Annotated in this window: 20 protein-coding genes; 10 read left to right on the top strand and 10 right to left on the bottom strand. The window is 58.1% G+C overall.

From position 1 onward, the window contains the following. Positions 1-25: 25 nt before the first annotated feature. On the bottom strand, positions 26-1,228 hold the full coding sequence (dacC, locus tag KOSB73_RS11855; RefSeq protein WP_029669928.1) for a serine-type D-Ala-D-Ala carboxypeptidase: 1,203 nt from the start codon (positions 1,226-1,228) through the stop codon (positions 26-28). A 257-nt stretch (positions 1,229-1,485) separates the two neighbouring features. Here dacC and KOSB73_RS11850 point away from each other — a divergent pair, with 257 nt between their 5' ends. Beyond that, positions 1,486-2,112: a glutathione S-transferase family protein gene (locus tag KOSB73_RS11850; RefSeq protein WP_004135126.1), complete on the top strand. Its 627-nt coding sequence runs from the start codon at positions 1,486-1,488 to the stop codon at positions 2,110-2,112. Between the two features lie 2 nt (positions 2,113-2,114). Here the strand turns inward: KOSB73_RS11850 and KOSB73_RS11845 are convergent, their stop codons facing one another. Then, on the bottom strand, positions 2,115-3,227 hold the full coding sequence (locus KOSB73_RS11845) for a PQQ-dependent sugar dehydrogenase (RefSeq protein ID WP_098140528.1): 1,113 nt from the start codon (positions 3,225-3,227) through the stop codon (positions 2,115-2,117). A gap of 104 nt (positions 3,228-3,331) precedes the next feature. Further along, positions 3,332-3,715, bottom strand: coding sequence for a biofilm formation regulator BssR (bssR, locus tag KOSB73_RS11840; RefSeq protein WP_004135130.1), 384 nt, complete (start codon positions 3,713-3,715; stop codon positions 3,332-3,334). 379 nt (positions 3,716-4,094) lie between these two features. On the opposite strand from bssR, the gene KOSB73_RS11830 reads away from it, so the two are divergent. Next, positions 4,095-5,324, top strand: coding sequence for an oligosaccharide MFS transporter (locus KOSB73_RS11830; protein ID WP_165775005.1), 1,230 nt, complete (start codon positions 4,095-4,097; stop codon positions 5,322-5,324). A 33-nt stretch (positions 5,325-5,357) separates the two neighbouring features. Here KOSB73_RS11830 and KOSB73_RS11825 read toward each other — a convergent pair whose 3' ends face one another. Next, positions 5,358-5,837 (bottom strand): hypothetical protein, encoded by a 480-nt coding sequence (locus KOSB73_RS11825; protein WP_165775004.1) that lies wholly within the window; start codon positions 5,835-5,837, stop codon positions 5,358-5,360. Positions 5,838-6,135: 298 nt separating this feature from the next. On the opposite strand from KOSB73_RS11825, the gene rimO reads away from it, so the two are divergent. Beyond that, entirely contained in the window at positions 6,136-7,461 is a 1,326-nt protein-coding gene (rimO, locus tag KOSB73_RS11820) for a 30S ribosomal protein S12 methylthiotransferase RimO (RefSeq protein ID WP_004135138.1), read from the top strand. Positions 7,462-7,643: 182 nt separating this feature from the next. Here rimO and gsiD read toward each other — a convergent pair whose 3' ends face one another. The 5 genes from gsiD to iaaA are packed head-to-tail and all read right to left on the bottom strand — an operon-like array spanning position 7,644 to position 13,913. Next, positions 7,644-8,555 (bottom strand): glutathione ABC transporter permease GsiD, encoded by a 912-nt coding sequence (gsiD, locus tag KOSB73_RS11815; RefSeq protein ID WP_004135139.1) that lies wholly within the window; start codon positions 8,553-8,555, stop codon positions 7,644-7,646. A 1-nt stretch (position 8,556) separates the two neighbouring features. Further along, complete coding sequence (gene gsiC / locus KOSB73_RS11810; protein ID WP_004130799.1) at positions 8,557-9,477, bottom strand: glutathione ABC transporter permease GsiC; 921 nt, start codon at positions 9,475-9,477, stop codon at positions 8,557-8,559. Positions 9,478-9,529: 52 nt separating this feature from the next. Beyond that, positions 9,530-11,068 (bottom strand): glutathione ABC transporter substrate-binding protein GsiB, encoded by a 1,539-nt coding sequence (gsiB, locus tag KOSB73_RS11805; RefSeq protein WP_004135142.1) that lies wholly within the window; start codon positions 11,066-11,068, stop codon positions 9,530-9,532. 37 nt (positions 11,069-11,105) lie between these two features. Then, complete coding sequence (gene gsiA / locus KOSB73_RS11800; RefSeq protein ID WP_024360112.1) at positions 11,106-12,959, bottom strand: glutathione ABC transporter ATP-binding protein GsiA; 1,854 nt, start codon at positions 12,957-12,959, stop codon at positions 11,106-11,108. Positions 12,960-12,971: 12 nt separating this feature from the next. After that, entirely contained in the window at positions 12,972-13,913 is a 942-nt protein-coding gene (iaaA, locus tag KOSB73_RS11795; protein ID WP_004135143.1) for a beta-aspartyl-peptidase, read from the bottom strand. A 177-nt stretch (positions 13,914-14,090) separates the two neighbouring features. Here iaaA and moeA point away from each other — a divergent pair, with 177 nt between their 5' ends. From moeA to KOSB73_RS11765, 6 genes are all read left to right on the top strand, one after another. Further along, the gene (gene moeA, locus KOSB73_RS11790) at positions 14,091-15,326 is read left to right on the top strand and encodes a molybdopterin molybdotransferase MoeA (RefSeq protein WP_004135145.1); all 1,236 of its coding nucleotides are present in this window, start codon (positions 14,091-14,093) and stop codon (positions 15,324-15,326) included. Further along, the gene (gene moeB / locus KOSB73_RS11785; protein ID WP_004135152.1) at positions 15,326-16,081 is read left to right on the top strand and encodes a molybdopterin-synthase adenylyltransferase MoeB; all 756 of its coding nucleotides are present in this window, start codon (positions 15,326-15,328) and stop codon (positions 16,079-16,081) included. The genes moeA and moeB overlap by 1 nt, the downstream gene beginning before the upstream one ends. A gap of 152 nt (positions 16,082-16,233) precedes the next feature. After that, a complete protein-coding gene (locus tag KOSB73_RS11780) occupies positions 16,234-17,133 on the top strand; it encodes a glycyl-radical enzyme activating protein (RefSeq protein ID WP_024360114.1) in 900 nt (299 codons plus the stop codon). 4 nt (positions 17,134-17,137) lie between these two features. Continuing rightward, positions 17,138-19,570: a formate C-acetyltransferase/glycerol dehydratase family glycyl radical enzyme gene (locus KOSB73_RS11775; RefSeq protein WP_049131729.1), complete on the top strand. Its 2,433-nt coding sequence runs from the start codon at positions 17,138-17,140 to the stop codon at positions 19,568-19,570. 209 nt (positions 19,571-19,779) lie between these two features. Then, positions 19,780-20,595 carry a Cof-type HAD-IIB family hydrolase gene (locus KOSB73_RS11770; protein WP_004135161.1) on the top strand — a complete coding sequence of 272 codons (816 nt, stop codon included), beginning with the start codon at positions 19,780-19,782 and terminating at the stop codon, positions 20,593-20,595. A 136-nt stretch (positions 20,596-20,731) separates the two neighbouring features. After that, complete coding sequence (locus tag KOSB73_RS11765) at positions 20,732-21,997, top strand: DUF1479 domain-containing protein (RefSeq protein WP_004135162.1); 1,266 nt, start codon at positions 20,732-20,734, stop codon at positions 21,995-21,997. Here KOSB73_RS11765 and KOSB73_RS11760 read toward each other — a convergent pair. Next, complete coding sequence (locus KOSB73_RS11760) at positions 21,994-23,067, bottom strand: LacI family DNA-binding transcriptional regulator (RefSeq protein WP_024360117.1); 1,074 nt, start codon at positions 23,065-23,067, stop codon at positions 21,994-21,996. The two genes, KOSB73_RS11765 and KOSB73_RS11760, sit on opposite strands and share 4 nt — an antisense overlap. Before the next feature lie 298 nt (positions 23,068-23,365). Between KOSB73_RS11760 and KOSB73_RS11755 the strand changes: the two genes are divergently transcribed. Beyond that, complete coding sequence (locus KOSB73_RS11755; protein WP_004135164.1) at positions 23,366-24,667, top strand: MFS transporter; 1,302 nt, start codon at positions 23,366-23,368, stop codon at positions 24,665-24,667. Positions 24,668-24,671: the final 4 nt, after the last annotated feature.

Genomic DNA, 24,671 nt, shown 5'->3' with positions numbered 1-24,671 from the left:
CGCCCCGCAGGGCGCGGCCTGCATTTTAAGAGAACCAACCGCCGAACCAGCCGTGCAATTTCATCAGCACAAAATCGATCATCCGGCTAAAGAAACCGCCTTCGTTTACCGCTTCCATCACAATCAGAGGCCGCTGCTCAATGGTTTTATCATTAAGCTTGAAGTCGATGGTGCCGACCACCTGCCCTTTGGTGAGCGGCGCGGTCAGCTGCGTATCATTCAGGGTGTAGCTGGCCTTGAGGTTTTTCAGCTGGCCTTTCGGCAGCGTGATGGAGCCGGCCTCGCCCGCCCCCAGCTTCGCTTCGCTGCTATCGCCAAACCAGACGCGCTGGGTAATAAAGGTGGCATCGGGTTTAATCGGCGTCACGGTTTCATAGAAACGGAAGCCCCAGGTCAGCAGTTTTTCTGATTCGTTAAAACGGATACGGTCAGTTTTGGTGCCGAGCACGACGGCAATCAGGCGCATATCGTTTTGCGTCGCGGAAGAAACCAGATTGTAGCCCGCCCCGGCGGTGGTCCCGGTTTTCACGCCGTCAGCGTTGAGATTCGTGCTCCACAGCAGACGGTTGCGGTTCGGCTGACGGATTTTGTTGAAGGTGAACTCTTTTTCTTTATGGATCGCATACTCTTCCGGCACGTCATGGATCATCGCTTTGGTGAGCAGCGCCATATCGCGGGCGGTACTAAACTGACCCGGCGCATCCAGACCGTGCACGGTCATAAAGGTGGTGTTGGTCAGGCCCATTTTCTGCGCATAGCCGTTCATCAGGCTGACAAACGCGTCCTGGCTGCCCGCCACGTAGTCGGCGATCGCGATGCTGGCGTCGTTGCCGGATTGAATGATAACGCCCTTGTTAAGATCTTCGACCGACACCTGCATTCCTGGCTTAAGGAACATCACCGATGAGCCGCGCAGCGCCGGGTTACCGGTTGCCCACGCGTCGCGCCCGATAGTCACCATATCGGTCGACTTAATCTTACCCGCCTTTAACGCCTGGCCGACAACATAGCTGGTCATGATTTTGGTCAGGCTCGCCGGATCGAGTTTTTCATCGGCATTGCCTTCGCTGAGCACTTTGCCGCTGGCATAGTCCATCAGGATCCAGGCTCGCGCGTCAATGGATGGCGCATCGGGGAGTTGTTCTGCAGCCTGCACCGCAGGCGCAACGAGAAATAAAAGCGCGCAGCCTGCCGCGAGGCCGCGAAGGGAAAAAGCATCATGCGTCATAAGAGCCACCCAAGTATCCTTTCCAAACAAAAATATGCCGCCACACTCGTTCGGCGCCGCAGCAGCCGGTGAGTAAAGCGTACAAATGACCTTAAAGAAACAGCGAGTTGGTAAAGTTTTTAAAGTTTACGCAATAACCTCGCCCGGTGCTGCAAACAGAGCAATTTTTTTGATCGCGGTTGCCTAAATATTAACTTTATTCCAACATGAATGCTCACTACGCCGCAACGGCGGCTTAATAAAAAGCAGGAGCGGATATGATTACGCTGTGGGGCAGAAATAACTCGACCAATGTGAAGAAAGTGCGCTGGGTGCTGGAAGAACTCGACCTCCCGTATCAGCAAATTCTGGCCGGTCTGGAGTTCGGTCTGAATCACGATGCGGACTATCTGGCCATGAATCCCAATGGCCTGGTACCGTTATTGAAAGATGAGACGACCGATCTCGTGCTCTGGGAATCAAACACCATTATCCGCTATCTGGCCGCGCAGTACGGTCAAAATCGCCTGTGGGTGGAGTCGCCCGCCGAGCGCGCTCAGGGGGAAAAATGGATGGACTGGGCCAACGGTTCGCTCTCGCCTGCCCATCGGCCGGTGTTAATGGGGCTGGTGAGAACCCCGCCGGAAAAACGCGACCCCGCCGCGATTGAAGCCGGTATTGCCGCCTGCGAGACGCTGTTCGCCATTCTGGATGATGAACTGTCGCGTCATCAGTGGCTCTCAGGCAACGCCTTCGGCCTCGGCGACATCGCCGTCGCGCCGTTCATTTATAACCTGCTGGAGATCGTTAAAACCTGGCAACCGCGCCCGCACCTGCAGCGCTGGTATCAGCAGATTAACCAGCGCCAGGCCTGGCGCAACGTGGTGATGATTCCGGTCACCTGATATTAGCCCGCCGGTCTCACCTTCAGCAGCTCGCCGTTGGATTCGTCGGTTAGCACATACAGATAACCATCGGGTCCAACGCGCACATCGCGGATACGTTTTCCGCGATCGCCCAGAATCCGCTCCTGTTCCGTGACGTTATCGCCGTCAACCTTGAGAACAATCAGCGATTTATCCTTCAGCGCGCCGATAAACAGCCGGTGCCGCCACTGCGGAAAAGTCTGCGCGTCGTAAAACGCCATACCGCTCACCGCCGGCGATTTTACCCAGACAAACAGCGGCGCTTCGGTTCCTTCCGCCGTTTTGCCTTTGGCCTCCGGGATCGGCAGGCCGCTGTAGTTAATGCCGTGCGTCGCCAGCGGCCAGCCGTAGTTTTTGCCTTTTTGCGGAATATTGATCTCATCCCCGCCTCGCGGCCCGTGCTCATTTAACCACAGCGTATCGCTCCACGGGTTCATCGCCATCCCCTGGGGGTTGCGAATACCGTAAGACCAGATTTCCGGTCTGACGCCGGCCTGGCCGACAAAAGGATTATCGTCCGGGACCTTGCCATCAGCCGTTAGCCGCACCACTTTTCCCTGCAGCTTATCGAGATCCTGAGCGGTCGAACGCTGGTTATTCTCCCCGAGTCCAATAAACAGATAACCGCGGCCGTCGAACACCAGCCGTCCGCCAAAATGATTGCCGGTTGAGAGCTTCGGCTGCTGGCGGAAAACCACCTGGAAATTTTCCAGGCGCTGGAGGTCATCGCTCAGTCGGCCGTAGCCCACGGCGGTCCCGGCCTTGCCGTCACTCCCGCCTTCGGCGTAGCTCAGCCAGACCCGGCGCGACTGGGCGAAATCCGGAGCCAGCGCCACGTCCAGCAGACCGCCCTGCCCGTTGGCCCAGACCTGCGGCACGCCCGAAATCGCAGGCGCGAGGCCTTTATCCCGCTGCCACAGACGGAGCTCGCCGCCGCGCAGGGTCATCAGAATCCCCCGGTCGTCGGGAAGAAAGGCCAGCGCCCACGGGTGTTCAAGCTGGTTCTGCAACATCTCTACGCGCTCCTGGGCGGCAAGACTTGCCGTTGGCAACAGCAGCGCGGTAAGGGCGATCAGGTTAATGGTCTGGCGCATGGCATACTCCTTTTGTCAGCAATGCTGATAAGGGTAGCCAGCGTGGGAAAGCGGGAAGGGATTTTTACATAACATTAATCGGGGGGAGCAGGCTCCCCCCGATTTCAGGCGTGCGTAATGGGCTGAGAATCATTCAATTTATGAATATTTAGCCGCAATACCGCCAGACAGCTTTCCAGCTTATCTACGTCGACAGCGATGTAGGACGGGCAGTCATGATGTCCGCTCAACAGGCAGACCGCCGCGGAAGCGACGGCCTCGCCGGCCAGCCGCAGGGCTTCCTTCTCCTCCGGCGCGACGGCGTGCTGCAGGCGCGGCGCGTGTTGATGCATTTCATGGCACAGTTCAAACAAGTTATCACGTAGATGGTCGTTTTCGCTGACTGACATATAGCCTTTTGCTTTACGCAGCTGCAAATAAGCGTCGAGATCAATGTTGGCATTAATCAGCTTATTCATCAGGTTACGATACAGTCTGTCAACGCTCATCGCGGTTCCTCCTCTGTCGTCCTTTACCACAACCATAATATGGTCATTTTTTTGTACAAAACGATGAGGCAGATCAATAATTCTCAGGTCATTAACATCCTTTACAATGTTACAACGGCGATTAAAATCCTTTTCGGCGATCTCAACGACAAAAAGCAAAAAATGTTATACGTTCTCAAAATTAAAACATTTCAACTCACGATGATAAAATTATTTATTGCAGTAATGATCACATATTAGCGCAATTCACATTGCCATAAAATGCCGCCAGGTGTCATATCATTTCATAAAATGTATTACGTATAACATTCAATAAGAGCAGCAAGCAGATCGATCCTGTTTGTAACCTTTACCGCTACCGCTTGAAGGAACTGAAATGATTACGCCCGGCAAAAGAAACTATATCTTGTTGAGTCTTTTCGATTTCCTCTACCTCTTCGCCTGGTCCTCGACCATGGCGTTCTTCGTTATCTGGACCACTCAGCATCTCGGGATTAGCGCAACCAAAACCGGTCTGCTCTACTCGGTCAACGCCTTTATCGCCCTGCTGATGCAGCCCTTCTTCGGCTTTATTTCCGATAAGTTCGGCCTGAAAAAACGGCTGATCTGGATCCTGGTCGCCATGCTGCTGCCGGTAGGCCCGTTCTTTATTTATTTGTATGCGCCGCTGCTGGTGCACAGCTTCTGGCTGGGCGCGCTGCTTGGCGGGGTATACCTGGGGATTATTTTCAACTCCGGCTGCGGAGTTATCGATTCGTATATTGATAAAATTTCGCGGCGCTACCAGTTCGAATACGGCCGGGTCAGGATGTGGGGATCGTTAGGCTGGGCCGCCGCCGCGTGGATCGTCGGCAAATATATCGACAGCAATCCAAACCTCGCCTTCTGGCTGGCCAGCGTCGCCATCGTTATCGCGGCGATCTGCTTTATGCTGACCAAAATCGAACTGACCGAAGCGGAAATGCAAAAAAGCAGCGCGCTGAAAGTTTCGCACGCCCTGGAGCTGGCCAAGAACGGCCAGTTCTGGATGCTGCTGGTCTTCACCCTTTTCGTCACGCAAATCTATGACACCTACGATCAGCAGTTCGCCCAGTACTTTTCTCTGCAGTTTTCGACGCCGGAAGAAGGCAATCGCTGGTACGGCATTCTGGCCTCCATTCAGGTATGCGGCGAGACCCTGTTTTTATGCCTGATGCCGTGGTTCGTAAACCGCACCGGCGCGAAATGGGCGCTGATCATCGCCGGGCTGATCATGTCGGTGCGTATCGTCGGCTCCGCAATTCCGCTGGGTCCGGTGTGGATAGGCGCGGTAAAAATGATGCATGCGCTGGAAAAACCGCTGATTTTAGTGTCGGTGTTTAAATTTATCGCCGCCAACTTCGACAACAAGCTCTCCTCGACGGTCTACCTGCTGGTGCTGTTCGTCGCCTCTATCGCCACCGCCATTTACTCGCCGCTGGCCGGGTATTTGTACGACACCATCGGCTTTGCGCATACCTATTATATTCTGGGCGGCATCGCCGGGCTGTTTACGCTAATCTCGGTATTTACGCTTCGCGATAATAGAGAACAGACCGCGCCGGGGGCTGGCGTTGCGCAAAGCCATTAATCAAAATTCGCCCGGAAGCCTCTTTCGGGCGAATTAGCGGAAGCTCCACTGCACGCTCATCACAAATATGGCCGGGACGATAATGCCCGTTTCGACGCCGAAATAATCGGTAAAATTGTACTGCAGGCCATGATAAATATAGGGAGAGAAACCGACGCCGGTGAGTTTCTTCGCCGTTCGATAGGTGCCTGAATCGCCGCAATCGCGAAAGGCTTTAAAGAAGAACTCGCCGGTATAGGCATAGACGCCCTTGAACGTCCAGCCATTTGCCCCCGCGTACCAGTCCCTTCGCGCTCCCAGAGAGAGGCAGCGGTCGGCAAAACTATTCTTCATGGTCCCGACCAACGCGCTGTACTTTGAATCCGCAGACAGCTTGCGCTCAACGGAAAAAAACTGGTTATTGAATTTTTCGTTATATTGACCGTGATTACCGGTCATGTGATAAACAAATGAACCGGTATTGACCGAATATAACGCCATCTCGTTGGCATAAACGGGCGTCGCGCCGATCATGGCCAGCGCGCAGACGAAACCACCCAACTTTTTAAACATGGGAAACCTGATAAAAAATAAAGACTAAAAGCAGCGGCTATTTTACCGCTTCAGGTTAAACCAGATCTAAACCGACGTCCCCCGATTGCCGAGATAATGGCTGAATAACCCCCTTATTTTGATTAACAATCTGGATAATCATGCCGATAAAAAGAAACACAGATATCGCCGGGCTAACATGAAAAGGAGTATAAACTTTCCGCCGATCTCTGTAGAATCCCTGCCCTGACCATCCCAATAATTGAACACTTTTTAAGCTATGAGCAATGTCACCCCTCAGCCGAAAATCGGCTTTGTCTCTCTGGGCTGCCCGAAAAATCTCGTGGACTCAGAACGTATCCTGACTGAACTGCGCACCGAAGGATATGACGTGGTTCCCTCCTACGATAACGCTGATATGGTTATCGTTAACACCTGCGGCTTTATCGATAGCGCCGTGCAGGAGTCGCTGGAAGCGATTGGCGAAGCGTTGAAAGAAAACGGCAAAGTGATCGTCACCGGCTGCCTGGGCGCAAAAGAAGATCAGATCCGCGAAGTGCATCCGAAGGTGCTGGAAATTACCGGCCCGCACAGCTATGAACAGGTGCTGGAACACGTCCACCACTACGCGCCGAAGCCTAAACACAACCCGTTCCTCAGCCTGGTGCCGGAACAGGGCGTGAAGCTGACGCCGCGTCATTACGCTTACTTAAAAATTTCCGAAGGCTGCAACCATCGCTGCACCTTCTGCATCATCCCGTCCATGCGCGGCGATCTGGTCAGCCGTCCGATTGGCGAAGTGCTGGCGGAAGCCAAACGCCTGGCCGATGCCGGGGTCAAAGAGCTGCTGGTGATCTCTCAGGACACCTCCGCCTACGGCGTTGATGTCAAACATCGCAGCGGCTTCCACAACGGCATGCCGGTCAAAACCAGCATGGTTAGCCTGTGCGAAGAGCTGGCGAAGCTCGGTATCTGGGTGCGCCTGCACTACGTCTATCCGTACCCGCACGTTGATGATGTAATCCCGCTGATGGCGGAAGGCAAAATTCTGCCTTATCTCGATATTCCGCTGCAGCACGCCAGCCCGCGTATTCTCAAAATGATGAAACGCCCGGGCTCCGCTGACCGCCAGCTGGCGCGCATCAAGCAGTGGCGTGAAGTTTGTCCCGAACTCACCCTGCGTTCGACCTTTATCGTCGGCTTCCCGGGCGAAACGGAAGACGATTTCCAGATGCTGCTCGACTTCCTGAAAGAAGCCCGCCTCGACCGCGTCGGCTGTTTCAAATACAGCCCGGTAGAAGGCGCAACCGCTAACGAACTGGCGGATCAGGTGCCGGAAGAGGTGAAAGAAGAGCGCTGGAACCGCTTTATGCAGCTGCAGCAGCAGATCTCCGCCGAGCGCTTGCAGGAGAAAGTCGGTCGCGAAATTTTGGTGCTGATCGACGAAGTGGATGAAGAAGGGGCAATTGGCCGCAGCATGGCCGATGCGCCGGAAATCGACGGCGCGGTCTACCTTAACGGTGAGAGTAAAGTCAAACCGGGCGACGTTGTGCGGGTGAAAGTCGAACACGCCGACGAATACGATCTATGGGGCTGCCGGGTTTAATTTCGCCCGCTGACCGTATCCCGGATGACGGCGCTCGCGCGCCTTATCCGGGCGACAAAACCGCACAGGATTAACGTGCGGAGTGCTTTCCCGGAGGCGGTGCTGCGCACCTGTCCGGGCTACTAAACCGCATACGGTGGTGAATCCGTAGCCCCGGTCAGCGCAGCCGGGGAATCACGCCCCTACCCTTTTATCCTCGGATCCAGCGCATCGCGCAGGCCGTCACCCAGCAGGTTAAACGCCAGCACCGTCAGGAAAATCGCGATTGCCGGGAACAGCGCCACGTGCGGCGCCATCACCATATCCGCCCGCGCTTCGTTGAGCATCGCCCCCCACTCCGGCGTCGGCGGCTGCGCGCCAAGCCCCAGAAATGACAGGCTGGCGGCGGAGATAATCGACACGCCGATGCGCATCGTAAAGTAGACCACAATCGACGATACCGTGCCGGGCAAGATGTGATTAAACAGGATGTTAGCATCGCTGGCGCCAATGCTGCGCGCCGACTCAATAAAGGTCTGCTGCTTAAGCACCAGAGTATTGCCGCGCACCAGACGTGCAAATGCCGGGATCGAAAAGATCGCCACCGCGATAATCACGTTCGACATTCCGCTTCCCATTACCGCCACCACCGCAATTGCCAGCAAAATCCCCGGGAAAGCGAACAGCACGTCACAGATACGCATAATAATGCGGTCCCACCAGCCTTCGTAGTATCCGGCCAGTAGCCCAAGCACCGTGCCGATGGCCGCGCCGATGAATACCGCGAGTACCCCGGCGGCCAGCGAGATCTGCGCCCCCACCAGCACCCGACTGAAGATATCCCGCCCCAGGGAATCAACGCCGAACCAGTGCATCATTGACGGGCCGTCGTTGAGCCGGTCGTAATCAAAATAGTTTTCCGCATCGAACGGCGCAATCCACGGCGCTACGATCGCCACCGCGATCAGCAGCAGGACAAATATCCCCGCCCCCATCGCCACCGGCTGACGGCGAAACCGCCGCCAGAACTCGTGCCATGGGGTACGTATCTGCCCGGGTTTAATCCCCGGCATCGCGTTGATAACCGCTTGTCTTCTCCAGTTGAGCAATCGCACCTTACTTGTACCTGATAGCTGGATTAATGGCGGCATACAGCACGTCCACCACTAAATTAATAAGAATAAACTCCAGCGAAAACAGGAGGACTTCCGCCTGAATCACCGGGTAATCGCGCATCTCCACCGAGTCCACCAGCAGACGCCCGAGGCCTGGCCAGTTAAAGACCTTCTCCACCACGATTGAACCGCCGAGCAAAAAGCCGAACTGCAGCCCCATCATGGTCACCACCGGGATCATCGCGTTGCGCAGGCCGTGCTTGAGCACCACCAGCGTTTCGCTGACGCCTTTCGCCCGCGCGGTACGCATGTAATCTTCATGCAGGACATCGACGAACGAGGCGCGGGTAAAGCGCGCCATCACCGCCGCCACCGCCGCACCCAGGGTCAGCGAAGGCAGAATATAGTGGCGCCAGCTGTCGGCGCCCACCGTCGGCAGCCAGCCCAGCTCAACGGAAAAGACCTGCATCAACAGCATGCCGAGCGCGAACGCCGGGAACGAGATCCCGGTCACCGCCAGCGCCATCCCCAGGCGATCCGGCCAGCGGTTGCGCCACACCGCCGCCACGATCCCCGCCGCCATCCCGAACACTACCGCCCAGCTCATGCTGGCGAGCGTCAGCCAGAACGTGGGCATGAAACGGCTGGCGATTTCGCTGCTTACCGGGCGACGCGAGGCCATCGAGGTACCGAAATCCCCCTGCACAATATTGCTGATATAGTGCCAGAACTGCACGTGCAGCGGCCGATCGAGCCCCAACTGCTGGCGCACCATTCCCACCACCTGAGCATCCGCTTCCGGCCCGGCAATCAGCCGCGCCGGGTCCCCGGGCAGCATATGCACGAACAGAAACACCAGCACCGCCACAATCAGCAGCGTGGGGATCAGCCCCAGCAGGCGTTTAATCACATAATTGAGCATGCTTCTCCTTGCGTGAAATCCCCGCAGCCTGCGCCCGGGGACCCACAGCTATCTACTTAAGATCCGCCTGTTCAAAGCTAAATCCGGTATCCGGCTGGATATAGAATCCGGTCAGATTTTTACTGTGCGCTGAGACCAGTTTTTCGACCACCAGCGGCACCCACGGCGACTCTTTCCAGATAGTATCCTGCGCGTCCTTATACAGCCGCGTTTTTTCCTGCGCATCGGTGGTTTTCAGCGCGTCGTTGAGATCTTTATCGACCTGAGGATTGCTGTAGAAAGCGGTATTAAATAGGGTCGGCGGCCAGTTTTGCGACGCGAACAGCGGCGACAGCGCCCAGTCAGCTTCCCCGGTCGACGCCGACCAGCCGGTGTAGAACATGCGTACGCCGCTCTCTTTCTGCCCCTTACCTTCCACCTCCGCCGCGCGCTGGCCCGCATCCATCGCCGTCAGCTGCGCCTTAATGCCCACCTGCGCCAGCTGCTGCTGGGTAAACTGCAGCACTTTCTGCGCCGTACTGTGGTTATGCGACGACCACAGCGTGGTGCTAAATCCATTCGGATAGCCTGCCTCTTTCAGCAGCTCGCGGGCCTTGGCCGGATCGTACGGCCAGGCGCTGTAGCTTTCAGCGTAGGCAATAGACGGTGGCACCACGCCGGTCGCCGGGGTGGCATAGCCCGCAAAGGCCACCTTCACCAGCGCCTGACGGTTGATGGCGTAGTTAATCGCCTCGCGCACTTTAGGGTTATCGAACGGCTTCTGCGTCACGTTCATGCTGATATAGCGCTGCATGATCGACGGGCTGGCCACCAGCTCCAGCTTGCTGTTTTTCTCCAGCAGCGGCGCCTGCTCGTAGGGGATCGGGAACGCAAACTGCGCTTCGCCGGTCTGCAGCATCGCCGCGCGGGTATTGTTATCCACCACCGGACGCCAGGTAATGGAGTCCAGCTTCGGCAGCCCCGGCTGCCAGTAACCGGCGAACTTCTTCACTTTAACGAAGTCGGTCTGATTCCAGGTGTCGAGCTGGTACGGACCGGTGCCGACCGGATGGAAACCAATCTCTTTACCATATTTCTTCAGCGCCGCCGGAGAAATCATCGCCGTTGCCGGGTGGGCCAGGATATTAATAAACGCCGAGAAAGGCTGTTTGAGGGTAATTTTCACCGTCGTCGGGTCAACCGCCTCGGTGCTGGCGATATTTTTATACAGGTTATAGCGCTTGAGATGATTTTCCGGATTGCTGGCGCGATCGAGGTTGGCCTTGACCGCTTCGGCATTAAACTCGGTACCGTCCTGGAACTTCACCCCCGGGTGCAGCTTAATGGTATAAACCAGCCCGTCCGGAGAAACGGTATAGCTTTCCGCCAGCACGTTATGCAGTTTCATCTCTTTATCCAGGCCGAACAGCCCCTGATAGAAAGACTTCGCCACCGCCTGCGACAGCGTGTCGTTAGCATCATAGGGGTCGAGGGTCGTAAAGTTAGAACCGACCGCCACCACCACATCTTTTGCGGCAAAAGCCGGCGTCGCTGCCAGCGCCGAAGCGACGCCCAGCGCCAACAGCCATTTGCCTGAAACGCGTTGAGTCATGTTGTTCTCCTGAAATGCTGCATTATGGATGTCGTTGTTATCGTGCCAGCACGTCGGCGGCGGACTCTCTGGCGACAAAGTGCCCCGGCCCCACCTGCTGTAACGGCGTACTCACCCCCTCTTCGCCCCGCCTGAAGATATTACCCGGCAGCTCGTCGGAGAGCAGCACGCGCTGCGGACGACGATGCGTAGGGTCGGCTACCGGAACGGCGGCCATCAGTTTACGGGTATAGGGATGCTGCGGGTTTTCAAACACCGCGCGGCGCGGGCCAATTTCGACAATGCGCCCGCGATACATCACCGCCACGCGGTGGCTGATGCGCTCAACCACCGCCATGTCATGGGAAATAAACAGAAATGCGATGCCCATCTCGCGCTGCAAATCGAGCATCAGATTGATAATTTGCGCGCGTATCGACACGTCCAGCGCCGATACCGATTCATCGGCAATCACCACTTTTGGATTGAGCGCCAGCGCGCGGGCAATACAGATGCGCTGGCGCTGGCCGCCGGAAAACTCGTGCGGATAGCGCCAGGCATGTTCCGGCTCCAGTCCGACGCGTTCCAGTAGCCAGGCGACACGTTCGCGGGCGGCGTCCCCCTCGAGCAGGCGGTGCACGCGCAGCGGCTCCATAATCGAATAGCCCACCGTTTGCCGCGGGTCGAGGGAAGCGTAAGGGTCCTGGAAAATAAACTGGATATCGCGGCGCAGCGCCTGAAGCTTACCGCCCGTCAGCGTATCAATCCGCTGACCGTTGAAGGTGATGCTGCCGCCCTGGGTTTCCACCAGACGCAGCAGCGCCCGTCCGGTGGTGGATTTACCGCAGCCCGACTCCCCCACCAGGCTTAGGGTTTCGCCGGGCCATAAATCAAAACTGACTTTTTCGACCGCATGCACTTCACGGGTAATGCGGTTGAGAATACCGCTACGCAGCGGAAAGCGCGCCACCAGATCGCGAACTTTGAGGATCGGTTCCCCGGCCACAACGGTGTTCTGCTCCTCCGGCGACGGGCTTTGGTTTAGCAGCGGGAAACGGCGCGGCAGAGAGGTGCCGCGCATCGCGCCCAACCTGGGCACCGCGGCCAGCAGCGCCTGGGTATAGGGATGCTGCGGCGCGCGGAAAATCTCCTCCACGCTGCCGGTCTCCACCGCTTCGCCGCGATACATCACCAGCACGCGGTCGGCGATATCGGCCACCACGCCCATATCGTGGGTAATAAAGATAACGCCCATCGCCATCTCTTTTTGCAGAACGGCGATCAGCTGTAAAATTTGCGCCTGGATAGTCACATCCAGCGCGGTCGTCGGTTCATCGGCAATCAGCACCGCCGGGCGGCAGGAGAGCGCCATGGCGATCATCACCCGCTGACGCATCCCGCCGGAAAGCTGATGCGGAAAGCGCGACAGCATGGCTTCCGCTTCCGGAATGCGTACCTGATCGAGCATTTTTTTCGCTTCGCGCAGGGCCTCATCATGCTTCAGGCCCTGATGTAATCGAATCGACTCGGCAATCTGTTCACCGATAGTGAAGACCGGATTCAGCGAGGTCATCGGCTCCTGAAAGATCATCGCCATATCCGCGCCGCGCACGCCGCGCATATCGGCGTCAGACTGTTCGCTCAGCTCAATCACCTGCCGGTTGCGACGACGCAGCAGCAGCGCATCGCTGCGCACTTCGCTGACCGCCCGATCGAGCAGGCGCATCAGCGCCAGCGACGTTACCGATTTGCCCGAGCCGGACTCGCCGACTATCGCCAGCGTCTCGCCGCGCCGCAGGGTAAACGACAGGTCGCGAACGGCGGAAAAAGCCTGCTGCTGCTGGCTAAACGTAACGTTCAGACCGCGCACCTGCAGAACATCATTAGCATCGATTTCTTGACTATGCGGCAACGCCCTTTCCTCTTATTCGCGATAAATACCAATCGTGGGCGTATCACCCGCATAACACCAGGCCCGGTACATGCCTTCACTATTAAACGGCAGCGCCACGTTGCCTTCACGGTCGACGGCGATCAGGCCGCCGCTGCCGCCCAGCGCGGGAAGTTTCTCCATCACCACCCTTTCGCAGGCCTCCTGCAGGCTGAGATGGCTGTACTCCACCAGCGCCGAAATATCGTAAGCCGCCAGCGTACGCATAAACACTTCGCCGGTGCCGGTACAGGAAACGGCGACGCTGGCGTTATTGGCATAGCAGCCCGCCCCCGGCAGCGGGCTATCGCCGACGCGTCCCGGCAGCTTATTGGTCATTCCGCCGGTTGATGTCGCCGCCGCGAGGTTACCCGCCAGATCCAGCGCAACCGCGCCGACGGTGCCCATTTTGTGCCGCTCATCCAGCGGCGCGGCGTGGTGGTCGAGCACGATATCGCCGCCCTCCTGCGCCTGACGCAGCTGCAGCAAGCGCTCGGGGGTCGAAAACAGGCTGTTATCGACCCGTTCCATACCGTGGGCAGCGGCAAACGCTTCCGCCCCCTCGCCAATCAACAGCACATGCGGGCTCTGTTCCAGCACCAGGCGCGCCGCCAGCACCGGATTACGTAAATGCTGAACTCCCGCCACGGCGCCGGCCTGCAAGCGGCAGCCATCCATCACGCAGGCATCGAGTTCATGGCGGCTATCGCGGGTAAATACCGAGCCAATACCGGCGTTAAATAACGGGCACTCCTCCAGCAGCCGGACCGCTTCGGTTACCGCATCCAGCGCGCTGGCCCCGGCCGCCAGCATTTTTTGTCCGCTATCGACAATCGCCGACAGCGCCGTTACGTACTCCCGCTCGCGCGCCGGCGTCATCTGCGCGCGGCTAATCGCCCCGGCCCCGCCGTGAATTGCTATAACCGCCTTACCCATTACGCCGTTCCTTACCGATAAAGTGTATAAATATCATTATCGTGCTGACTGTCCTATACAATTTTTGAATATAGAAAGAGCGGACGGTGATGTAAAGCTTGTACCCAGGTGGCATATAGCCCGCCCCTCTTTTCTGCCATAATAGGCGTTTTCGATGTTTGCCCGCAGGAGAAACCCATGGATTTTACCGCCGGACTGATGCCGCTCGACACAGCCCTGACCCAGATGCTCACTCGTATTACGCCGCTGAATGCGACGGAAACCGTACCGCTGTTGCAGGCCTTTTCGCGCGTGACCGCCCATGATCTCGTTTCACCGCTCAACGTTCCCGGTTTTGATAACTCGGCGATGGACGGCTACGCCGTACGCCTGGCGGATCTCGCCGACGGCGCAGCGCTGCCGGTGGCGGGCAAGGCCTTCGCCGGTCAACCCTATAACGGCGTCTGGCCCGCGGGCGCCTGTATCCGCATTATGACCGGCGCGCCGGTACCGGAAGGCTGCGACGCGGTGGTCATGCAGGAGCAGACCGAACAAACCGATGATGGGATCCGCTTTATCGCCCCGGTGAAAAACGGGCAGAATATCCGTCGTCTCGGCGAAGATATCGCTCATGGCGCGGTCGTCTTCCCCGCGGGAACCCGCCTGACCGCCGCCGAGCTGCCGGTCATCGCCTCGCTGGGCATTGCCGAGGTTGACGTGGTGCGTAAAGTGCGGGTGGCGGTGTTCTCCACCGGCGATGAGCTCCAGCTGCCGGGCCAGCCGCTGGCCGACGGGCAAATTTACGATACCAACCGCCTGGCGGTACACCTGATGCTGCAGGAGCTGGGCTGCGAAGTGATTAACCTCGGCATTATTCCCGACGACCCGGCTAAACTGCGCGAAGCCTTTATCCAGGCAGACCAGCAGGCCGACGTGGTGATAAGCTCCGGGGGCGTTTCCGTCGGCGAGGCGGACTACACCAAAGCGATCCTCGAAGAGCTGGGGGAAATCGGCTTCTGGAAGCTGGCGATTAAGCCGGGTAAACCTTTCGCCTTCGGCAAGCTCGGCCATAGCTGGTTCTGCGGCCTGCCGGGTAACCCGGTTTCCGCCACGCTGACCTTCTACCAACTGGTTCAGCCGCTGCTGGCGAAGCTGTCCGGCAACGTCGGGCAGGCTCAGCCGATGCGCCTGCGCGTGCGCGCCGCAACCCATCTGAAAAAATCGCCGGGCCGTCTCGATTTTCAACGCGGTGTGCTGCAGCGCGGCCCGGACGGCGAGCTGGTGGTAAACAGCACCGGTCACCAGGGCTCGCATATCTTTAGCTCATTCAGCCTCGGCAACTGCTTTATCGTGCTGGAGCGCGAGCGCGGCAACGTGGAAGCCGGCGAATGGGTGGAAGTCGAGCCGTTTAATCATCTGTTCGGAGGGCTGTAATGGGCGTGGAGCTGAGCGATGCGGAGATGCTGCGCTATAACCGGCAGATTATTCTTCGCGATTTCGATTTTGACGGTCAGGAGCAGCTGAAAGCCTCGCGCGTGCTGGTCGTCGGCCTCGGCGGGCTGGGCTGCGCCGCCGCGCAGTATCTGGCGGCGGCAGGCGTCGGCCAGCTTACCCTGCTCGATTTCGATACCGTGTCGCTCTCCAACCTTCAGCGCCAGACCCTGCACAGCGACGCCACCATCGGCCAGCCGAAGGTCGACTCCGCCCGCGGCGCGCTGGCGCGGATGAATCCCCACGTTCAGCTCACGACGCTCAACGCACGGCTGGAAGACGCGGCGCTGGCGGCGCAAATCGCCGCCCACGATCTGGTGCTCGACTGTACCGACAACGTCGCGATCCGTAACCAGCTCAACGCCGGATGTTTCCGCCATAAAACGCCGCTGGTCTCCGGCGCCGCGATTCGCATGGAGGGACAAATCAGCGTCTTTACGTATCAGGAAGATGAACCCTGCTACCGCTGCCTGAGCCGCCTGTTTGGCGACAACGCCCTCACCTGCGTCGAGGCCGGCGTCATGGCGCCGCTGGTTGGCATCATTGGTTCACTACAGGCGATGGAGGCGATTAAGCTGCTCGCCCGCTACGGCAGCCCGGCGACCGGCAAAATCGTCATGTACGACGCCATGCGCTGTCAGTTCCGCGAAATGACGCTGCCGCGTAACCCTCACTGCGAGGTGTGCGGTACGCCCTAACCCCTTTCCGGCGGTACCGCCGCCGGATGTTTTGTGACCCGCCGCGACTTTTTCGCCTCCGTTTTCCCCCCTCGCTATGCTTGTTGATTTATATCAATACAACTTTCATTCGAAAGTAATTTAATCTTCATATGCAAATTAAAGGGTGAATTATGATCTTCAACATTCAGCGTTATTCAACCCATGACGGCCCGGGGATCCGCACTGTCGTCTTCCTCAAAGGGTGTTCGCTGGGCTGCCGCTGGTGCCAGAACCCGGAAAGCCGCGCCCGCACGGCGGATTTGCTGTATGACGCGCGCCTGTGCCTGGACGGCTGCGACCTCTGCCAGCAGGCCGCGCCGGAGGTGATTACCCGCAAGCTGGACGGCCTGATTATCCACCGCGAAAAACTCACCGATGCGTATATTGGCAAACTGCGCGACTGCTGCCCGACCACCGCATTAACGGTGTGCGGCGAAGAGAAGAGCGTCGAAGAGATTATGGCCACGGTGCTGCGCGACCAACCGTTTTACGAGCGCAGCGGCGGCGGCGTCACGCTCTCCGGCGGCGAGCCGTTTATGAATCCCGAGCTGGCCCGCCAGCTGTTTGAGGCCAGCCACAACGCGGGGATCCACACCGCGGTCGAAACCTGCCTGCACGTGCCGTGGAAATACGTCGAGCCCTCTTTGCCGTTTATCGACCTGTTTCTCGCTGACCTCAAGCACGTCAACGAAGCGATTTTCCAGCAGTGGACGGACGGCAGCGCCCGCCGGGTGCTGGATAACCTGCAGCGCGTCGCGCAGGCCGGAAAGAAAATTATCATTCGCGTGCCGCTGATCCAGGGCTTTAACGCCAACGAAAGCGATATTGCCGCCATTACCGATTTTGCCGCTGACCGCTTAAAGGTTGGCGAGATCCACTTCCTGCCGTACCACACGTTAGGAATGAATAAATACCAATTACTCAGTCAGCCCTATACCGCACCCGATAAACCGCTTGCTGCACCCGAGCTGCTCGCCTTCGCGCAGCGCTATGCTCAGAGCAAAGGTTTAACGGCGACTCTACGAGGATAACCTTATGACAACGTTGAAACTGGATACTCTGAGCCCGCGCATTCAGGCGCATAAAATGGCGCTGGTGCATATCGTCAAGCCGCCGGTCTGTACCGAGCGCGCCCAGCACTATACCGAAGCCTATCAACAGCACCTGGATAAACCGATCCCGGTACGCCGCGCGCTGGCGCTGGCCCATCACCTGGCGGAACGCACGATCTGGATTAAGCACGATGAACTGATCGTCGGCAACCAGGCCAGCGAAGTTCGCGCGGCGCCTATCTTCCCGGAATACACCGTTAGCTGGATCGAAAAAGAGATCGACGACCTCGCCGATCGCCCCGGTGCCGGGTTTGCCGTTAGCGAAGAGAATAAACGCGTGCTCCACGAAGTGTGCCCGTGGTGGCGCGGTCAAACCGTGCAGGATCGCTGCTACGGCATGTTTACCGACGAGCAAAAAGCGCTGCTGGCGACCGGCATTATCAAAGCGGAAGGCAATATGACCTCCGGCGATGCTCACCTTGCGGTCAACTATCCGCTGCTGCTGGAAAAAGGCCTCGACGGCATGCGGGCGAAAGTCGCCGAACGCCGTTCACGCATTAACCTGACCGTGCTGGAAGATCTGCACGGCGAGCAGTTCCTCAAAGCCATTGATATCGTGCTGGAAGCGGTCAGCGAACACTGTAAGCGCTACGCCGGGCTGGCGCGCAGCATGGCCGCGACGGAGAGCCGCGAAGCCCGCCGCGACGAGCTGCTGGTGATAGCCGAAAACTGCGATATCATCGCCCACGAGCCGCCGAAGACCTTCTGGCAGGCGCTGCAGCTGTGCTATTTCATCCAGCTGATTCTGCAGATCGAATCCAACGGCCACTCGGTCTCTTTCGGCCGCATGGATCAGTATCTCTACCCTTACTACCGCCGCGACGTTGAGCTGGCACAATCATTGGATCGCGAACACGCCATCGAGCTGCTGCACTGCTGCTGGCTGAAGCTGCTGGAGGTGAATAAAATTCGCTCCGGCTCGCACTCGAAGGCCTCCGCCGGTAGCCCGCTGTACCAGAACGTCACCATCGGCGGCCAGAATCTGGTGGACGGCAACGCGCAGGACGCGGTGAACCCGCTCTCCTACGCCATCCTTGAATCCTGCGGTCGCCTGCGCTCGACACAGCCTAACCTCAGCGTGCGCTATCACGCGGGCATGAGCAACGACTTCCTCGACGCCTGCGTGCAGGTGATCCGCTGCGGCTTCGGCATGCCGGCGTTCAATAACGACGAAATCGTTATTCCTGAATTTATCAAACTCGGTATTGAGCCGCAGGACGCGTACGACTATGCCGCTATCGGCTGCATCGAAACCGCCGTCGGCGGCAAATGGGGCTATCGCTGCACCGGGATGAGCTTTATCAACTTCGCCCGCGTCATGCTGGCGACCCTGGAAGGCGGCCGCGACGCCACCAGCGGTCAGGTCTTCCTGCCGCAGGAGCACGCCCTGTCGAAAGGCAACTTCGACAACTTCGAGCAGGTGCTGGCCGACTGGGATACGCAGATCCGCTACTACACGCGCAAATCTATCGAGATTGAGTACGTCGTCGACACCATGCTGGAAGAGAACGTACACGATATTCTCTGCTCGGCGCTGGTGGATGACTGCATCGAGCGCGCGAAGAGCATTAAGCAGGGCGGCGCGAAATATGACTGGGTTTCCGGTCTGCAGGTCGGCATCGCTAACCTCGGCAACAGCCTGGCGGCGGTGAAGAAGCTGGTGTTCGATCAGGGCGTTATTGGTCAGCAGGCGCTGGCAAAGGCGCTGGCTGAAGACTTCGAAGGCCTGACCCACGAGCAGCTGCGCCAGCGCTTAATCAACGGCGCGCCGAAATACGGCAACGATGAGGACAGCGTGGATATGCTGCTGGCTCGCGCCTACCAGACCTATATCGATGAGCTGAAGCTGTATCATAACCCACGCTACGGCCGCGGCCCGATCGGCGGTAACTACTACGCCGGCACCTCGTCCATTTCCGCCAATGTGCCGTTTGGCGCGCAGACCATGGCGACCCCAGATGGCCGTAAGGCGCACTCGCCGCTGGCGGAAGGGGCCAGCCCGGCCTCCGGTACCGACCATCTCGGGCCGACCGCGGTCATCAGCTCGGTGGGCAAACTGCCGACCGGTTCGATTCTTGGCGGCGTGTTGCTTAACCAGAAGCTGAACCCGGCCACGCTGGAGAATGAATCCGATAAGCAGAAACTGATGGTGCTGCTGCGCACCTTCTTCGAGGTGCATAAAGGCTGGCATATTCAGTACAACATCGTGTCGCGCGAGACGCTGCTTGAAGCGAAGAAACATCCTGACCAGTATCGCGATTTAGTGGTCCGCGTGGCCGGTTACTCGGCGTTCTTTACCGCCCTGTCGCCGGATGCTCAGGACGATATTATCGCCCGTACCGAGCATACGCTGTAAATAACGTCCCCCGGCTTGCGCTGCGCTTAGCCGGGCTACAGGTTCGAAGCCGTTTGCGGGCCACTGCCCCGGGTAAGGCGTTTACGTCGCAACCCGGGGTTTTCTCCTGCACATCGGTGAACGCCAACTTTCATTCGAAATAAATTTGTGCTCCCCATCACATTGTAATTAGAATGTTACTGGTCGAAGTTAAGCCAGGAGCATGTGTTATGACCGTTAAAGTTATCGTCACCGATATGGACGGAACTTTTCTCAATGACGCCAAGCAGTATGACCGCTCGCGTTTTCTTGCGCAGTTCGCGCAACTGCAACAGCAGGGTATTGAATTCGTTGTCGCCAGCGGCAACCAGTACTACCAACTGATCTCTTTTTTCCCGGAAATCCGCGACCGCATCTCCTTTGTCGCCGAGAACGGCGCGCTGGTTTACGAACACGGTCAACAGCTGTTCCACGGCGAACTGACCCGTCATGAATCCCAGGTCGTCATTGGCGAACTGCTGAAAGACCCGCAGCTCAACTTCGTCGCCTGCGGCCTCGAAAGCGCCTATGTCAGCGACCGCGCGCCCGAGGCGTTCGTCACCCTGATGTCAAAGCACTACCATCGCCTGCAGCGCATTAGCAGCTATCATGATATTGACGATAAGCTGTTCAAGTTTTCGCTTAACCTGCCGGATAGCGAAATCCCGCAGCTTATCGATAAACTGCACGTCTCGCTGGACGGCATCATGAAGCCGGTCACCAGCGGCTTCGGCTTCGTCGATTTAATTATCCCCGGCCTGCATAAAGCCAACGGCATCAGCCGCCTGCTGAAGCGCTGGAGCATCTCGCCGCAGGCGTGCGTGGCCATTGGCGACAGCGCTAACGATACGGAAATGCTCAAGCTGGTGAAATACTCTTTCGCGATGGCCAACGCCGCCGACAGCATCAAGGCGGTGTCGCGTTTTGCCACCGATGATAATAACCACGACGGCGCGCTGAACGTTATTCAGGCCGTCCTCGACCACGCCGCCCCCTTCAACCAGTAACGCCGCGCCGGGGTTGACCGCCCCGGCTTCCCGTTTTGTGCGCCTCTGCATAATTTTAAACTTGCATTAACTTAATTTTAACTTAAATTATCATATGTAATATTTATTACTTTCGAATGAAAGATGAGAGGTCATCATGGCTGTTACCCATACCAGTGAAACTTTACCTGCCGACCCTAAAGCGGCTATCCGCCAGATCAAGCGGGAGCTGCGGGCGCAAATTGGCGACGTACAGGCGGTGTTCGATCGGCTGACGGCGCGTATCGCCGCGCGTCTGGAAGAGATTGACGCCCTCAAGGCCAGCGCTCAGGACGTTTGGCCGACAATCCCGTTCGAGGCGATTGCGCGTGGCCAGGTCACGGAGGCCCAGCGCGAGCTCATCAAGCGTCGCGGCTGCGCGGTCATCAAAGGCCATTTTTCTCGCGAACGGGCGCTGGCGTGGGATAACTCGATGCTCGACTATCTCGACCGCAACCATTTTGATGATGTCTACAGAGGCCCGGGCGATACCTTTTTTGGCTCGCTGGAGGCGTCGCGGCCGGAAATCTATCCGATTTACTGGTCCCAGGCGCAGATGCAGGCGCGCCAGAGCGACGAAATGGCCGCCGTGCAGTCGTTCCTCAACCGCCTGTGGACGTTTAACCGCGACGGGAAACAGTGGTTTAACCCGGACGTGAGCGTCATCTACCCGGACCGCATTCGCCGCCGCCCGCCGGGAACCACCTCGAAAGGTCTGGGCGCGCATACCGACTCCGGCGCCCTGGAGCGCTGGCTGCTGCCGGCCTATCAGAAAGTGTTTGCCGACGTGTTTAATGGCAATATTGATGCTTACGACCCGTGGGACGCGGCGCACCGTACCGAAGTCGAAGAGTATACGGTCGACAATACCACCAAATGCTCGGTGTTCCGCACCTTCCAGGGCTGGACCGCGCTCTCCGATATGATCCCCGATCAGGGTCTGCTGCACGTGGTGCCGATCCCGGAAGCGATGGCGTACGTGCTGCTGCGTCCGCTGCTCGATGATGTCCCGGATGATGAACTGTGCGGCGTCGCGCCGGGTAAGGTGCTGCCGATTTCGGAAAAATGGCATCCGCTGCTGATCAAAGCTTTAAGCTCTATTCCGGCGCTTAACGCGGGCGATTCGGTATGGTGGCACTGCGACGTGATCCACTCGGTCGCGCCGGTGGAAAATCAGCAGGGCTGGGGCAACGTGATGTATATTCCCGCCGCGCCAATGTGTGAGAAAAACCTCGCCTACGCGCAGAAGGTCAAAGTCGCGCTGGCGCGCGGCGCTTCGCCGGGCGACTTCCCGCGCGAAGATTATGAAGCCAGCTGGGAAGGACGTTTCACGCTGGATGATTTAAATATCCACGGTAAGCGCGCGCTGGGAATGGTTGATTAATCGTCATATAGCCCCTTCGCTTCAACGGCGGTACGGCGGTTACCGGCGCGTATCCGCCGCACCGAATCGCGTACCGCCAGCGTGCCATGCAAGAGTAACGCGCCGTGCGGCGCATCGGGACGGATCAGTCTTTGCTGTAGCAAATGCACCGCTTCAACCCCTAATTCATCGCGCGGGACGTGGACGGCGGTTAGCGGTACATCCTGAATCGCCGCCAGGTTAAAACCGTCGATACTCATGACGGAAATGTCCTGCGGGACGCGCAAACCGCGTTTTTGTAAGGCGGCGATCGTGCCTGCCGCCATAAAATCACCGCCCACCAGAAATGCCGTCGGCAGCGGGCCGTCGCCGCGCTGATCCAGCCACTCTCCTACTTTTTCCTCGGTATCCCGGGCGCTGAAATTGGCCACATCAATGAGATCCCTGCTTTCGGCAAAGCTCAAATTCCGCGCGCGCCACGCCTGCTTGATCCCCAGCAGACGCAGCTCCATGGTATAGCGGCGCAGGCACATCACGTTCATGATTGCCTGATGCCCCATCTCAAACAGGTAGCGGGCGGCGAACTGGCCGATCAGCCGATGATCCGGCGCGACGGAGGGTAAGCGCATTCCCGCGTCGTGGCAGTTGATCATCACGCAGGGCTTCGCCAGATCGGCCGCCAGATCGTGAATATGCGGATCGTCGATACCCAGTAAAATAGCGGCCTGGGTCGAGGCTTCATGCATGCGCTGCAAAAACAAATTGGCATCGCTGTCATTCTCTTCCAGCGCGCAGTAGCGCAGGTGCACCTCGTGCGGCATAAGGGCGCTATTGATGCTTTGAATCACCCGATAGTAGTAAATATCCGTACGCTCATCGAAAGCGCGCTGGGGCGCGAATACCACGAGGTTGTTGAGCAGCATTCGCCCGGCGGCGATACCCTCCATCACGCCCAGCTGGCGGGCGCACTCCAGTACCCTCTGGCGGGCCCTGGCGCTGGTGTTCGCTTTCCCCGCCAGCACCCGCGATACCGTGCTGACCGACAGCCCGGTACGCGCCGCGATTTCGCTCACTTTAAGCTTTTTGTCCATTTTGTGATCGCGCTCTACTTTGCTGATGAAAAAATTTTCATATCGAGAATGTGAATATTTTTAAGCGATTTGGCGATGTCATACTGCGATCCCGATCGCCCCATGAAAAAATTTGCAGAATTGTCGCTATTGCCCGCTCGCATTCTCCCTTAGCCTGAATTGGTCCAACACCTTTGAGATTAGTCAACCAATAGTGTCGAGACATCAACCTTAACAAACAACGAAATAGAAAATTTTAGCGACAACTCAGCAAGCGGGTTGGTCAATTTTCCCTACTACATGTCTCGTGGAGAGTTCTATGAGCCAAGGCCTCAATAACGATATGGCGGTGAGTAAATCGCGCCGCATAGTGAAGAACCTGCGCTGGTGGATGCTGGTGCTGTTTTTGCTCGGCGTCACCGTTAACTACATCACGCGCAATTCGCTGGGGATTATCGCCCCGGAATTAAAAACCTCTCTCGGTATTACCACTGAACAGTACTCGTGGATCGTCGGCGCTTTTCAGCTGGCGTATACCATTTTTCAGCCGCTCTGCGGCTGGCTTATCGACGTCATTGGCCTCAAGCTCGGCTTTATGATCTGCGCCACGCTGTGGGCCATCGCCTGCATCGCCCATGCCGGCGCGGGGAGCTGGCTGCACCTGGCGATTCTGCGCTTTTTCATGGGCGGCGCTGAGGCGGCGGCGACGCCAGCCAACGCCAAAACGCTCGGCGAGTGGTTCCCTAAATCCGAGCGCCCAATCGCGGCAGGCTGGGCCGGGGTGGGTTTTTCCATCGGCGCCATGCTGGCGCCGCCGATTATCTACTTCGCGCACGCCTCGTTCGGCTGGCAGGGCGCATTTATGTTCACCGGCGCGCTGGCGCTCGTATGGGTCGTACTGTGGTGGGCGTTCTATCATAACCCGGAAAAACACCCTAACCTCGGCAAAGCCGAGCTGGCGCTTATCCAGCAGGACAATGAAGCGCCGCCGGTTAAGCTGCCCTTCTTTACCGCGCTGAAAACCGTATCGAAAAACAAGCGCTTCTACGGTATCGCCATTCCGGCCTTTATGGCGGAACCCGCCTGGGCGGTGCTGAGCTTCTGGGTACCGCTCTACCTGGCGAAAGAGCACGGCATGGATCTCAAGCAAATCGCCATGTTTGCCTGGCTGCCGTTTCTGGCGGCCGACCTCGGCAGCGTCGCCAGCGGCTATCTGACCAAACTGTATACCCGCTGGTTCGGCTGCTCGCGGGTGAACTCGGTGGTCGCCAGCTCCGTCACCGGCGCCTTCCTGATGATTTCCCTCGCCACCGTGGCGATTACCCGCGATCCCTATATCACCATCGTGCTGATTTCAATTGGCGGCTTCGGCCACCAGATTATCTCCTGCATGCTCAGCGCGCTGGTGGTGGAGTCGTTCGATAAAGGGCAGATGGCGACCGTAAACGGGATGCGCGGCTCCGCCGCCTGGATCGCCAGCTTTTTGTTCTCGCTGTTAATTGGCGTCACCGCCGACAAAATCGGCTTCAACCCGCTATTTATCGCCATGGGGTTCTTTGACCTGATTGGCGCGGTATTCCTGGTGGCATTTATTGCTGAACGTCGCGCAAAACGCGCCTGAGAGT

It is taken from the genome of Klebsiella grimontii, from assembly GCF_900200035.1.
In the GTDB taxonomy this organism is placed as follows: Bacteria; Pseudomonadota; Gammaproteobacteria; order Enterobacterales; family Enterobacteriaceae; genus Klebsiella; species Klebsiella grimontii.
This window is presented reverse-complemented; position numbering and strand designations above follow the sequence as displayed.

Bases quoted from the DNA above. Each gene is read 5' to 3' on its own strand.
- dacC (WP_029669928.1), bottom strand. From the start codon at position 1,228: ATGACGCATGATGCTTTTTCCCTTCGCGGCCTCGCGGCAGGCTGCGCG.
- KOSB73_RS11850 (WP_004135126.1), top strand. From the start codon at position 1,486: ATGATTACGCTGTGGGGCAGAAATAACTCGACCAATGTGAAGAAAGTG.
- KOSB73_RS11845 (WP_098140528.1), bottom strand. From the start codon at position 3,227: ATGCGCCAGACCATTAACCTGATCGCCCTTACCGCGCTGCTGTTGCCA.
- bssR (WP_004135130.1), bottom strand. From the start codon at position 3,715: ATGAGCGTTGACAGACTGTATCGTAACCTGATGAATAAGCTGATTAAT.
- KOSB73_RS11825 (WP_165775004.1), bottom strand. From the start codon at position 5,837: ATGATCGGCGCGACGCCCGTTTATGCCAACGAGATGGCGTTATATTCG.
- rimO (WP_004135138.1), top strand. From the start codon at position 6,136: ATGAGCAATGTCACCCCTCAGCCGAAAATCGGCTTTGTCTCTCTGGGC.
- gsiC (WP_004130799.1), bottom strand. From the start codon at position 9,477: ATGCTCAATTATGTGATTAAACGCCTGCTGGGGCTGATCCCCACGCTG.
- gsiB (WP_004135142.1), bottom strand. From the start codon at position 11,068: ATGACTCAACGCGTTTCAGGCAAATGGCTGTTGGCGCTGGGCGTCGCT.
- iaaA (WP_004135143.1), bottom strand. From the start codon at position 13,913: ATGGGTAAGGCGGTTATAGCAATTCACGGCGGGGCCGGGGCGATTAGC.
- moeA (WP_004135145.1), top strand. From the start codon at position 14,091: ATGGATTTTACCGCCGGACTGATGCCGCTCGACACAGCCCTGACCCAG.
- moeB (WP_004135152.1), top strand. From the start codon at position 15,326: ATGGGCGTGGAGCTGAGCGATGCGGAGATGCTGCGCTATAACCGGCAG.
- KOSB73_RS11780 (WP_024360114.1), top strand. From the start codon at position 16,234: ATGATCTTCAACATTCAGCGTTATTCAACCCATGACGGCCCGGGGATC.
- KOSB73_RS11775 (WP_049131729.1), top strand. From the start codon at position 17,138: ATGACAACGTTGAAACTGGATACTCTGAGCCCGCGCATTCAGGCGCAT.
- KOSB73_RS11770 (WP_004135161.1), top strand. From the start codon at position 19,780: ATGACCGTTAAAGTTATCGTCACCGATATGGACGGAACTTTTCTCAAT.
- KOSB73_RS11765 (WP_004135162.1), top strand. From the start codon at position 20,732: ATGGCTGTTACCCATACCAGTGAAACTTTACCTGCCGACCCTAAAGCG.
- KOSB73_RS11760 (WP_024360117.1), bottom strand. From the start codon at position 23,067: ATGGACAAAAAGCTTAAAGTGAGCGAAATCGCGGCGCGTACCGGGCTG.
- KOSB73_RS11755 (WP_004135164.1), top strand. From the start codon at position 23,366: ATGAGCCAAGGCCTCAATAACGATATGGCGGTGAGTAAATCGCGCCGC.